The organism is Microcoleus sp. Pol12B4 (genome assembly GCF_036701385.1).
Taxonomy (GTDB): domain Bacteria; phylum Cyanobacteriota; class Cyanobacteriia; order Cyanobacteriales; family Microcoleaceae; genus Microcoleus.
The window spans coordinates 1-12612 of the sequence record NZ_JAUBQR010000197.1; the positions used below are offsets into that span (position 1 = coordinate 1).

Annotated in this window: 13 protein-coding genes; 6 read left to right on the forward strand and 7 right to left on the reverse strand. The window is 45.8% G+C overall.

Annotation, left to right across the window (positions count from 1 at the left end):
* The first annotated feature begins 470 nt into the window (after positions 1-470).
* Both ggt and QUA38_RS22525 read left to right on the forward strand, forming a co-directional pair.
* A complete protein-coding gene (gene ggt, locus QUA38_RS22520; RefSeq protein WP_333165748.1) occupies positions 471-2201 on the forward strand; it encodes a gamma-glutamyltransferase in 1731 nt (576 codons plus the stop codon).
* A gap of 484 nt (positions 2202-2685) precedes the next feature.
* A complete protein-coding gene (locus QUA38_RS22525) occupies positions 2686-3567 on the forward strand; it encodes a choice-of-anchor L family PEP-CTERM protein (protein WP_333095253.1) in 882 nt (293 codons plus the stop codon).
* A gap of 410 nt (positions 3568-3977) precedes the next feature.
* Here the strand turns inward: QUA38_RS22525 and QUA38_RS22530 are convergent, their stop codons facing one another.
* From QUA38_RS22530 to QUA38_RS22545, 4 genes are all read right to left on the reverse strand, one after another.
* Positions 3978-5210: a pentapeptide repeat-containing protein gene (locus QUA38_RS22530; protein ID WP_333095255.1), complete on the reverse strand. Its 1233-nt coding sequence runs from the start codon at positions 5208-5210 to the stop codon at positions 3978-3980.
* Positions 5211-5318: 108 nt separating this feature from the next.
* Positions 5319-6167: an alpha/beta hydrolase gene (locus QUA38_RS22535; protein WP_333095256.1), complete on the reverse strand. Its 849-nt coding sequence runs from the start codon at positions 6165-6167 to the stop codon at positions 5319-5321.
* Positions 6168-6364: 197 nt separating this feature from the next.
* Complete coding sequence (locus QUA38_RS22540; protein ID WP_333095257.1) at positions 6365-7090, reverse strand: DUF3120 domain-containing protein; 726 nt, start codon at positions 7088-7090, stop codon at positions 6365-6367.
* Complete coding sequence (locus QUA38_RS22545) at positions 7083-7667, reverse strand: hypothetical protein (RefSeq protein ID WP_333095258.1); 585 nt, start codon at positions 7665-7667, stop codon at positions 7083-7085. The genes QUA38_RS22540 and QUA38_RS22545 overlap by 8 nt, the downstream gene beginning before the upstream one ends.
* Positions 7668-8382: 715 nt before the next feature.
* On the opposite strand from QUA38_RS22545, the gene QUA38_RS22550 reads away from it, so the two are divergent.
* From QUA38_RS22550 to QUA38_RS22565, 4 genes are all read left to right on the forward strand, one after another.
* A complete protein-coding gene (locus tag QUA38_RS22550; RefSeq protein WP_333165750.1) occupies positions 8383-9636 on the forward strand; it encodes a ferrochelatase in 1254 nt (417 codons plus the stop codon).
* A 292-nt stretch (positions 9637-9928) separates the two neighbouring features.
* Complete coding sequence (locus QUA38_RS22555; protein WP_333165752.1) at positions 9929-10171, forward strand: AbrB/MazE/SpoVT family DNA-binding domain-containing protein; 243 nt, start codon at positions 9929-9931, stop codon at positions 10169-10171.
* The gene (gene mazF / locus QUA38_RS22560) at positions 10168-10512 is read left to right on the forward strand and encodes an endoribonuclease MazF (RefSeq protein ID WP_333165754.1); all 345 of its coding nucleotides are present in this window, start codon (positions 10168-10170) and stop codon (positions 10510-10512) included. The genes QUA38_RS22555 and mazF overlap by 4 nt, the downstream gene beginning before the upstream one ends.
* A gap of 4 nt (positions 10513-10516) precedes the next feature.
* Positions 10517-10804, forward strand: a complete 288-nt coding sequence (locus QUA38_RS22565; RefSeq protein WP_333165756.1) for a DUF433 domain-containing protein — start codon at positions 10517-10519, stop codon at positions 10802-10804.
* Between the two features lie 41 nt (positions 10805-10845).
* On the opposite strand, the gene QUA38_RS22570 is transcribed toward QUA38_RS22565, so the two are convergent.
* The 3 genes from QUA38_RS22570 to QUA38_RS22580 all read right to left on the reverse strand — a co-directional run.
* Positions 10846-11505, reverse strand: coding sequence for a hypothetical protein (locus QUA38_RS22570; RefSeq protein ID WP_333165758.1), 660 nt, complete (start codon positions 11503-11505; stop codon positions 10846-10848).
* 5 nt (positions 11506-11510) lie between these two features.
* A complete protein-coding gene (locus tag QUA38_RS22575; protein WP_333165761.1) occupies positions 11511-11972 on the reverse strand; it encodes a hypothetical protein in 462 nt (153 codons plus the stop codon).
* 322 nt (positions 11973-12294) lie between these two features.
* The coding region (locus tag QUA38_RS22580) for an aminotransferase class V-fold PLP-dependent enzyme (protein WP_333165763.1) at positions 12295-12612 on the reverse strand (318 nt) is incomplete at its 5' end.

Sequence of the window (12612 nt, forward strand, 5' to 3'; positions counted from 1 at the left end):
TAATAAATCCTCAGCATTTAAGAAATTGGTTTGCTAACTGTTGCTATTGTACCTCATAACAGCGGAAAACGCTGTATTTATGAGGTTTCATTTACTGGGGATGCTTAATCAGGCTAGGAAAAAAAATAATTTTAAAATTCAGAATATTTGTGAATATTGGTTTCTATAATTTGCCTCTTTAGCATTTCATACCGTAAAGCATCAATGCAGTTTATCGCCGATTATCAGCTTTTTTGAAATCAGTAGCTTTTCAAAAACGATGCTTTTTATAACTTGTTTAGTTATTAAATTGCCATAAGCTGTCCCTGATTTTTCTCTTCCTCTTGTACTGCGACAGGTTCCCAGGGTCAAATGGTTTCCCCATCTGCCATAACAGGTAATCTATTTGCGGTTGAACTCAGTACCGCTAGGTTTTAGGGAAGATGCTTCTAAAAGTATACTATAAAAAATCCTCGCCTCACCCGTAAAAAATGTTGCCAAAGTTCTTGAGCAAAGTGCAAATTTATACTTGTTGCCTAACAGTCTTGGTGTTGGGCGGCTGCCAGCAACAGCTACACCCAACCTTGCAGCAGCAGCGCAGCAAACAGGGCATGGCAGTTTCAGCTCACCCTCTGGCGAGCGCTGCGGGGCTGGCCCTGCTACAACAGGGAGGCAATGCAGTGGATGCGGCGGCGGCTACGGCTTTGGCGATTTCGGTGGTGGAGCCTTTTTCTGCGGGTATCGGCGGCGGGGGTTTTTTGCTCCTGCGGCGGGCCGAAACGGGGACTGTGCAAGCGCTGGATTTCCGGGAACGAGCTCCGAAACGGGCGGCGCGGGATATGTACCTCGACAAGCAAGGTAAGGTGCGCCCAAGGGCAAGTCGGGACGGGCATTTAGCGGCGGGTATTCCGGGTACTGTTGCTGGACTTTATACGGTGCACCGCGAGTATGGTAAGTTGCCTTGGGCTGCGGTGGTGGCGCCCGCGATCGCCCTGGCGGAAAATGGCTTTCCAGTAAGTTCGCGGTTTACCACGGCTACCGGGCGACGACAGGATGTGTTCAAAAAAAACCGGGCGGCGCGGGAGGTTTTTACTCGTGGTGGCATTTTATACCAGCCGGGTGAGCTTTTGGTGCAGCGGGATTTGGCGCGGACTTTGCGGCAGATTGCACAAAATCCGCAGAGTTTTTATACCGGGGACGTTGCGCGGGCGATCGCCGCCGATATGGCTAAAAACGACGGCCTTATCACTCTGGAAGATTTGAAAAACTATACGCCGATTTGGCGAAATCCGGTTTGTGGCAACTTTCGCACTTACGAACTTTGCGCGATGTCCCCTCCTTCTTCCGGCGGCGTTCATTTGTTGCAAATCTTGAATATTGTGGGAGATACGGATCTCAAAAGCTTGGGGAGGCAAAGTCGAGATACTTTGCACTTGCTGGCGGAGAGCATGAGGATTGCTTATGCTGACAGGGCACAGTATTTGGGCGACCCGGATTTTGGGAGTGTACCCGTCAAAGCTCTGATTAGCAGCAATTATGCCAAATTGAGACGATCGCAAATCCAAATGTCAAAAGCCCGACCCTCCAGCGAGGAAAAAGCTGTTGACGCTGAAACTTTGAACCGCCTGCTGTGGGAGTCTCCGGAAACTACCCACCTGACGGTAGTTGACAAAGAGCGCAACGTAGTAAGCTTAACGTTTACGGTGAATGGGGGTTTTGGGGCTGGAGTCGTGGTCGCGGGTACGGGAATTTTGCTCAACAACGAGATGGATGATTTTGCAGCAGCGCCGGGAGTGCCGAATTTGTCGTCTGGTTTGGTGGGCGGGGAGGCAAATTCGATCGCCCCGGGCAAAACTCCTTTATCGAGCATGACGCCGGTCATCGTGACAGAAAATGGCAAATTTCGCCTCGCTGCGGGAGCTCCCGGAGGCAGCACGATTATTACCACAGTGCTGCAAATTGTACTGAACGTATTGGTTTACGACATGAATGTCGGCGATGCTGTGTCTGCACCTCGCGTACACCACCAGTGGCAACCGGATCGCCTGATGGTAGAACGGGGAGGTTTTGAGACTGCGACGCTTTCGGAGTTGCGGCGGCGGGGACACCTGATTTTCGAACGTGACGACTGGGGCAATGCCAATGCGATCGTCCTGACTGCAGACGGTTGGTTGGAAGGGGCTGCTGATCGGCGCGGGGAAGGAGAAGCAAGGGGATTTTAGTCAACAGTCAGTCGATTAGAGATTTTAAATTTTACAGGGGAGGGAGACTTCGGTGACTCAACGATTTGAGATTTACTCCACAGATGAATCTGAAATGTTGAACTATGGTCAAAAATTTTGATATCTCTAAAACAGGAATCGGGCGCTTGTATACGTTTTTTGGGCGAGGTCATCTTTCCTGAGTCATTAGCTATTAGTCATTAGTCATTTGGGAGATCGCAAACGGTATTAAAACCCGGTTTCTTTTGTCTCCAGTGCGTAAGTCCTGAAATTATTCGTCTATGTACGTTTATTTTTGCATCCCTATTTTTGCGCTGAGGTTTATTGGGTGACTAACTGCCAACATTTACCAAAACAAATAATCACCAAAAGCGTATATTCACTTACGTGTAAAGTTATGGTAAAGGCACTAGACATTAATAGTTATATAATGTAAAAATTAAGTTGTGGATAGGATCAGGTTTGTATCTTCCAGGAAAAATTTATGATAATTACTCACAAAATTGCCGCCTTAACAGCTACATTAACTACTTCTCTGAGTTTGTTGGCAGCGCCAGCAATGGCATTTTCCATAGGGGCAACTAATAACATTGAAACTTTAAAAAATAATTTATTGGGAGCTAATACAGCCGGTTTGAGTAATTTCTCTGTTTCAATTACGGGTAATGCGGCTGCTTTTGGTACTTTCACTAATGATCCCTTCGGTTTGACATCAGGTGTTGTTCTGAGCACTGGTAAAGTCGCCGATATACGGGGTAAGAATCGGAAAGATAACTTCACGATCGAAAACAGCGATTTAAGCACGGACTTTGGGCCTTATGGTGAAGAGGGGGATTTGACTCAGCTAAACCTTAGCTTTTTTGCTAATAGCACGGTTGAAAAGTTAGTCTTTCAATATGTATTTGCTTCTGAGGAGTTTCCTGAATTCGGGGCTTATGAAGAATATAATGACGATTTTGAACTGCTGCTGAACGGCACTAATTTGGCAAAATTGAGCGACGGAAAAACAGTTACGATTAATAATCTTGTTCCAGAGCCAAATAATCGCTCTAAGGATCACCCCGACTATATTGACAACCCAAGTTTGACAGGTATTGCTGCTAACATCATTAAGCTGGACGGTTTTACTAAAGTTTTAGGTTTTGAGGGTTTGCTCAAGCAAAATCAGAGGAATGTTCTCAGCATCCGCATTAAAGATGTGGGCGATGGCAAGTTAGATTCTGCTGTATTTATTAAAGGCGGTTCTGTGGAGACGGTTCAAGCTGAGCCGGTTCCCGAACCGATGACTGTGGGGGGTTTGATGGCGGGAGGCGCTATGCTCGCTGCTGGACGAAAGTTACGCAATCGCCGTGACGGAAGTAATTAATAATGGAAGGAAGAAGGAAGAAGGAAAAAACAGAACAGGAACCATTTTGGCGGTTGCTGTAATATGAATCTCGATTAGCCGTGTTGGAGAGACAAACGGGGTTTGATGAACGAAAAGACCTCGTTGCAGTTCTTGAACAGGGTAAAAAGCTCTGTTTGTGCGATCGCGATCGCGTAATATCAGGTCAATTAATTTAAGCATTATGGGTACGCAGCGAGGAATGCAAGTCCTCATACAATTCTGACAACGAATGCCCTCACTACGAACCAATTTTATTGCGGTTGTTCTAGCGGAAAGAATATAAGTTTTTATCCCAAATTCGCAAAGGGCGGATTTTTTTGTATTTGGAGTTGCAGCAACTATTGCGGGTAAAACCCGCGTCTACAACCACTGACTAAGAACTAAATAATTTAACTATGAACAGTACCGTCGGGTAAGATTGTACCTGTTAATGTAGTCCGGGTAAGTTTGACCATCACTCGATCGCCGTAACCGATTTTCGCTCCTGTTAAGTCAGCACCGCTCAAGTCAGCACCGCTCAAATCGGCTCCGATTAAGTTGCTTTCTCTCAAGTCGGCATTGATCAAACAAGCTCCTAACAAATTGGCCCTGAACAAGTTTGCTTTGTGCAAATTCGCGCCTGTGAGGTTGACGTTGTGTAGAAAAGTATCGCTTAAGTCGGCTTCACTCAGGTTTGCATTGCTCAAGTTTCTTCCTGAAAAATCCTTTTCTTTTAAGGAAGCTCCTTTGAAGTTGGAACCGCTCAAATCGGGAGCTTGCGGCCCAGCTTGGCGGTAAGACTGAGATGGCGGCGGCTGCGATTGGTAGCGCGACGCCTCTGAATAGGGCCCTGCAGGGTTTCCCCCATAGTTTCCCGCATAATTTCCAGCATATTTTCCTGAAGAGGGTTCATAAGAGTAGCGGGGTTCTTTTGGGGTGGACGGTGGTGGCTGCGTGTTTTGGTGCTGGGTGTTTGGATACTGAGTATTTCTGTACTGATTGTTTTGGTACTGAGTATTGGGTTGCTGAGTATTGGGCTGCTGAGTGTTTTGGTACTGAGTGTTTTGGTACTGAGTATTGGGCTGCTGAGTGTTTTGGTACTGAGTGTTTTGGTACTGAGTATTGGGTTGCTGAGTGTTTTGGTATGAAGTGTTTTGGTACTGAGTATTGGGTTGCTGGGTATTTTGTTGCTGGGTATTTTGTTGGTGAGCGTTTCTGTACTGAGTATTTTGTTGCTGGGTAGTTTGTTGCTGGGTATTTTGTTGCTGAGTGTTTCTGTACTGAGTAGTTTGTTGCTGGGTAGTTTGTTGCTGAGTGTTTCTGTACTGAGCGTTTTGTTGCTGGGTGTTTTGGTGCTGGGTATGTTTGTGCTGGGTGTTTTGTTGCTGGGTGTGTTTGTGCTGAGTATGTTTGTGCTGAACGTTCTGATTCTGACCTCTTGGTTGAATCGATCGCAATTTTTCGCGAGCTTGATTAATTTCCTTAATCTTTTCTTCAGCTTTCTGTAGTAGTCTGGGATTGTCTTTGGGGATGCGATCGGGGTGCCAAATGAACGCTAAATCCTTGTAGGCTTGGCTAATTTCTTCTCTGGAAGCTCCCGGCAACAGTCCCAGCACTTTATAGTATTGGTCGAGGTCGTTCATTGTACCACCTTTCGCATTAAGAAATTAGGAATTAAAAATTAAGATCGGAGCAAAAGCCGTTCTCAAAGCTTGCTTGTCCGATCGTACATTAGATGAACAATAACTCAGCTAAGCCGCTGCTGGCAAAAAGTCTCGAATTAGCTGCAAGTATGTTGCGGCATCCTCCAGCATCGGAAAGTGAGCCGTATTAGGAATTATAACAAATTCTACTTTTTTGCTCAGGGAGGCTGCTTGCTCTCCCATGACGGCGGGGATAATTTGGTCGAATTCTCCGGCAATAAGCAGTGTGGGAACACTCAGCCGCGCAAATTCTTGGGGCATTTCCTCGGCTGCTCTTTTGCTGACTGCCGTCACCATTGTACCTATAGCAGCTTGCTCGTCTGCCATTAAAAAATCCTTGAGAAACGCCAGACTTACCTCTGTGGGCAGGGAACGGCGCAAAAACCGAGCCATAAATAGCCGATCGGCAAACGGGATGGATGCCAGCCAAGAGGGTCTAAATTTTACCACATAGCCACCGAATTTGTGAAAAGTTGTAAAAGATTTTTCGTCGTATTCAAAAATACCGCTGCAAGTGAGAATTGCTTTTTCTACTTTTTCGGGGTAAAGGTTGAGAAATAAAGTAGCAATTGATGCTCCTGTGGAGTGAGCATTGAGAAAGACGCGACTTAAATTCAGAGATTCTAATAATTCAGCTAAGTCACGGGCGTAGGTTTCGAGTTCGTAGCTGGACTCAGGAGGCTCTTTTGGCAAGGGCGATCGACCAAAACCTCTCATATCGTAAAGCAAACAATCAAAATCATCAGCAATAGCCCGGGCCGTGCTTTCCCAGTAGCGCGCTGAACCCGCCCAGCCGTGCAGAAATACCATCACTGGTTTCCCGCTAGGTTGGGCCGTGTTATCTGCCGTTATCCACTCGTAATAATGTTCTACACCGCGAATTGAAATGAAAGACATGATATTGATTTGGGATTCTTAGATTTTAGATTTTAGATTTTAACTCATAATTGTTCAGTAAATGCCCAAATTCCCGACTTCTTAAAAAAAAGTCAGGAATCTTAAGACTATATCCATCAAAAAACTCTGCGTTAACCTGCGTCAATCCGCCCACATTTGCGGTCAAAAATCACCCACATAAAAAATAATCATAGATATTAAGCAGCAGAAGCAGCGAGCCAAAATAAACCATCTACCAAAAGCGTGCTTAACACAGCTCCGCTGAAAGCGCGCCAGTGCAGTTCTCGATCGCGCAAACTCAGCAAACCCACTGTTAGCAACACAGCGATTAAAACTAGAGCACAGCCTATGCCCCAAGGAGTTTCAATTTGACCGATCGCACTTTGAAAAATCGGCATAGCTAATTCCGGTTCCGCGTGCATCACTTGCCGCCAGTAGGGCATCAACCCTGTTAAGTAAAAATATAAATCAGTAATGGCAGTACCCAATAGGGAACCCAAGTAAAAATAGCCGCCAACTTTTCCCCAAGATTTGCCCAAGCACCAAATAGCAAAAGGCAAGCCAATTGCTTCTATAGGTAGATGTAAAATTGGTTCCCATCTAAACCAGCCCCAATAGATAGAACCTGCCAGCCAGCATCCGGCAAATCCTAATAATAAATCTCCCCAAAGTTGTGTTTTGGGGCGGAAAATCAGGATTAAGCTAAGTACGAACCAGGGGATAGTTGATAGCAAACTGATGGTTGGATATAAACGCACTAATGGTGCTTGCACGAAGACTGGAATTGAGACTAAAAATGCTGAGGCGCTAAATATTAACCACGGTTTGATGCTGTTTGTTGTGGCTGAAGTGACAGAATTGTCGAGGCGGGCGATGGTGGCAATAGGTGCGATCGCTGAGGATACTAAATTTAGATTAAACAACTGATTGGACTCCGTATTGTTTCAATAGGTGGACTAAAAATTTTGCTGCGGTTGTCGGTCCGACTGTCTCAATGCCGGCGGCGGTTTGGCTGACGTGCCAGCCTTTTGCCGTTTGGGGATCTCGCCATAAATCCAAATGTTCGATCGCGGGATCTGCATAAAAGCTTTCTCCACCGCCACCGAGAATTGCCGAACTCCAGTGCGTAAAGCGATCGTGGCTGATTCGGTGTATGGGAAAATTGCCCCCCAGGGGTACTCCCCAACCGTCTAAGGCAAAAAATGCCCCGACTTTGCCGCCGAGTTGCTGCCACAGAAGAGCCGCCCCGATCGCCCCGGCTACTCCTGCCGAAAAGCTGACAAATACTAGACTTTCTCCTGCTAACTCTTCGCTACACAAAAAGTGCAATATGTCAAGAGCCGAGAAAGGTGGATATTTATGAGCGGGAAAAATCTTGACACGATCGACTATTTGCTGGTTTGGGCGATCGGCTACCAGTCCCCAAAGCCCCGAAAGTCCCGTCAGGAAACAGTCGGTTAGCTTTGGTTCGTGGAATCCGGGGCAAATTACCAGTCTCATAGTTCGTCAAGAAAGTTAATATAGTTCGCAACATAACTTTATCATATGCCTACTATATCATATACTACCCCAGGGGATAGGGTGTTAAACTTATAATAGAGTCAAGTTTGAAGAGTATCCCCCCAAGTTAAATGCTGGGAACGCTCCAAACCCCATTAATCTGAGGCAAGGTCAGGGAGTCTTAAGAAAACATAAAACTTATCCCCCCCGACCCCATTCCCTGTCAAGCTTAGCAAAGCCAGATTCTAGTTTTAAGCAGTTCTGTATTTAGATTTAACTTTTCTGGCGGCGTCGAAGCCCGGTCCAAAAAAGCTTAAAGAAACAGGATTGTGAAAATTAGAGGCCTGCCAGCTTAGCTGCCCTACGAATTTCGGGTCAGGGTCAATCGATTTGAGATTTGAGATTTGAGATTTGAGATTGACTTGCGCGAGATAAATGCGGAGGCTTGAGGATTTTCGATTTGGGATTGATTCCACGGATAAATCACGTGGCGGGTACCACATGAAGAAATTCTTGGTCAAAAAACCGACTTAGGACTGATGCTCATCAATCCGGTTTCTAGGATAAATAAGAGGTTGCACCGGGAAGTATGGGCCAAGAAACCGGGAATCAGCCCCGCGCACGTCTGTCGTGCGATCGCACACAATGAAAAATCTCCGATTCCCCCTTCATCCTGCCTGGATCTCTTAGAATAAATAAAATTGAGGAATACAAAGTGGTTGCTTCTCCAGAAAAAATCGATTTCAAAACATCTGCAGCACCCGCAAGTAACGATCGCGTTGCTGTATTGCTGATGGGTTATGGCGAAGTCGAAAGCTACGACGATTTTGCCAACTACAACGAACAAGCTTTAAATTTGCTTACGGCAAAGTTTGCGCCAGTACCGCTTTGGATTTATCCGCCGCTGGCGAAGATTTTAGCAATCTTTGACTTGCACGAGTGGAGTCACCAACACGGTCAATTCGTTTCGCCGCACAATGCAATTTTTGAACAGCAGCGCGCCGGGATTGAAAAGAATTTACAGGAGAAATGGGGCGATAAAGTAAAAGTGTTCAAAGCTTTTAACTTTTGCGCGCCGTTTTTGCCGGAACAAGTAATCCCTCAAATTCAAGCAGAAGGATTTGACAAAATTCTGATTTATCCGCTGTTGGTAGTTGATTCTGTTTTCACCAGCGGCATTGCAGTCGAACAGGTGAATAAAGCTTTAGCACAAACCTTTGATGGCAAAGAACATTGGGTAAAAGGACAGCGCTACATTCCTTCTTTTTACGATGAACCTGCTTACATCCAGCTAATGGCGGATTTGGTTGAAGAGGAAATTAAGAACGATTTAGCTGTAGCGCATTTGCCTTCTCAGATTGGGATTGTGCTGATGAATCACGGTTGTCCGCACAAGGCGAAGGGCTTTACTTCGGGAATTGTGGAAAGTCAAGCTTTGTACGATCGCGTGCGGGAACGTTTGATGTATCGCTATCCTTTGATTTCGGTGGGTTGGCTGAATCACGACACACCGCTGATTGAATGGACACAGCCGGATGCGACGTTGGCTGCGAAGAATTTGATTGATTTGGGTGCAACTGCGATCGTCTTTATGCCGATCGGATTTGCGACCGAAAATCACGAAACTTTGTTAGATGTAGACCACATTATTGAGTCTTTGCAGAAACAGCGTCAAGGAGTTACTTACCGCAAATTGCCTTGCGTTAACGACCATCCAGAGTTTCTGAAAATGGCTGCTGAGTGGGCAAATCCGCAGATTGAAGCGTTGTTGAGTGAAACTGCGGTTGCTGTTAATCCGAGTTTGGCTGCGGCACACCGCGAGCACGCGCATTCTCATGAAGGACACGGGCATTCTCATGGGGGACATGGACATTCTCACGGTGGACATTCTCACGGTGGACATTCTCACGGTGGACATTCTCATGGTGATCACGGACATTCTCATGGTGATCACGGGCATAGTCACTAATAGGACTTGGGCCTGAGAGCTCAGAAACCGGGTTTTTTGCGAAGATACTGCATGGAAATGGCAGATTTAGTGAAAAACCCGGTTTCTTTTGTTGGGGTGCGTAGGCCGAAATTTGGCCGAAAAGGGCGATCGACCTTTGGTGTTTTTAGGGAAAGGGCGATTTGCTTTTTTATCAAATTTTCTGTGCTTGTCAAACATCCGCTTAGTCGCTACACTGTAGATACTCTGTATATACTTTCTCTTAGAAAGGGTAAATTCCTCAGAGTGATATCACTAACTAGAGGTTCAGGCTATGGTTGCGACGATCGCAAAATGGGGAAACAGTCTTGCTATTCGGATTCCACAAAATATAGCTAAAGAGATTAATTTGACTGAGGGTTCTGAAGTGAAGCTTGTCTTGATAGATGGCAAGCTGACAATCGAGCCTATCGTTCGTCGGCGGTATTCGCTAGAGGAGCTGATCGAGGCAATGACGCCAGAGAATGTTCATACTGAGATTGATACTGCAGTTGCTGTGGGGAATGAAGTTTGGTGACACAATCAAATCCCTACATTCCGAGTCGAGGCGATATCGTTTATTTAGACTTTGACCCAACTAAGGGACACGAGCAAAAAGGACTTAGACCTGCTTTTGTGCTGTCGCCTCACTCCTACAACGAGAAAAGCTCCTTAGCTCTATTTATGCCGATTACAAAACAACAAAAAGGGTATCCTTTTGAAGTTATCCTACCCACGGGATTAAAAGTTGAGGGAGTAATTCTTGCCGATCAAATTAAGTGTTTAGACTGGAAAGCTCGCGGTATTCGATTGGTTGAGTCGGTATCTCAAGATGTGATTGAGGAGGTGCAAGCTAAGATAGAGCCGTTGTTATTGTAAAAGCATGAAGTTCACGGGGCTGCATAAATCAGACGATCGTGCTTTTCCTGAAATTACCTGTGTGCGGGGCGCTAGCGGCGAAATTGTAACCGTTTTGCGCGGCACTCGCTTGCGCGTGCAAACAGTAGTCATCGCAGCCAAAAAATGGGGTTTTTCGCCCAACCAAATTGCCGCTGAGTATGGCTTAAGTGAAGCTAAAGTGAACGATGTTTTCGCTTTTTATACGGCCCACTCTCAGGAAATAGATGCCTCTATTGCCGCTGAGCAAATTATCGAAGCTGCTAATGTCTAGAATGAGCAGTAGCATTGATCGGCGATGGTTCCACTTTGCCGTTAGGCTTTCGATCTCATTTCTGTTTCACTAGCACCTGCTCGCACCATAATTGTCCGAACAAGAGAACCAAATATCCTCCACCCGACAAGACTTAGGCTGGCGTGCCGTGTCGCTAACAGCAAATCATCAAGGCGTATCTGTATAACCCCATCAAATACTACAGCATTGCCCACTACATTGCTAGAGTCCCCTGGTAATGGTGGAAGATACATTCGCTTAGTGGATTTGAACTTTAGCATTTCACTGAGGAGTTGCTTTGCATCAGGAGCGTCAGAAAAAATTGGTTGCAATCGCAGCAGTGAGGCATAATCGCGGCGACCCTGAACAAGGTCACAGGTTGAGCTTGCGATAGCAAATTTCATGTTAGTAATGCGCTCTCCCAAGAAGTAGCCAGCATCACTACTAACAATATCTCCCTGCAAAAGGGCGAAGGCATCTTCATCGTCGCGAATCAGACCTTTTGCTAAGATATCCTGATATTCAATTGGCTGACGCACCAGCGCTCCCTCTGCTCCGAAAACTTTCTGACGGTCTTTTGTCTTACCAAGTCGATCGGCAAAGTCCTGAATAATTGTGAGAACTGTATCATCGTGAGAAAGTGCGCGTAGCTGATTTTCAAGAGTTTCCAGATTGTTAGGCTCATTATTTGCTACAGCCATCACAATCAATCTATCCTATTGTCTATCGCATTCTCAGATTGCAGAGGACGCTCAATTTCATCAGGGTCAAGCATCACTTCATCATCCTCATCCAAGTCGAAATTCTCTGGAACTAATTGATCGAAGCTATTGCGGGTAGGAAGCTCAGGCAAGTCTCCCAGCATAGCAACTGCTTCAGCAAGTAAATGAAGATTCTCTGGATCAGGGTGTTTTTGTGCCGCACGCACAGCCAAGATGACGAAACGCAATCCTCCCCTTAGCCGATCGACATCACGAGCTAGTCCATACATTTCTTGAAAGTCACGTTCTTCAATAATGCGGTACTGTCCTGTTTTTGTTTGGAGGGTAGCAATCACACCATTGCCGATCGAACTGAGTGCTTCGGCGCCCTGCAAACGGAACTTCTCAGACGATGTCCAGTTTTCACCGCTTCGCAACCTAAATTCTTTTTTATTTGTAATCTGCATAGTTTAACCTCCTTACCATATCCTAAGGTAAACCCAACGAAAAAACAACGGGTAGTAAATCCTAGCTTAAAATATTCGCAACCTAATTTTTTTATTTATAGTCGGCATAGTTTAACCTGCTTACCATATCCTAAGGTAAACCCAACGAAAAAACAACGGGTAGTAAATCCTAGCTTAAAAATAATAGGACAGAATTTACGCACTCCAACTCCTCGAAACCGGGTTTTTGGTCGTTTCTGTGGCTGTAAGGCGTCTTCTGGGCAAAAACCAGGTAGGTTTCTAACTACCCGGGCGTCCAGGACTATAAATAAACCCGCCCCGGCTATACTAATTGAATGGCGATCGCCCCAACCAACCTATCAATCTCCGCCTCACTTGTAAAATAGTGAACACAAGCCCGCACGCAGTCAGGATTAAGAATAGTCCTTACCATAATTCCCTGTTTCTCCAACAAATCGACCAGCTTTTTGTGCGGCATCCCGTTAGTTAATCGAAACGAAACCAAACCAGCTTCCGGCGCAGATTTTCGCAAACATTCCACATCGGGAAGTTCCGACAAACGCTCCCAGAGATACTTACTCAAACGGCAAATTTCTGCATACCTTTCCTCGATCGTACCCCATTCATGTTGCAGGGCGAT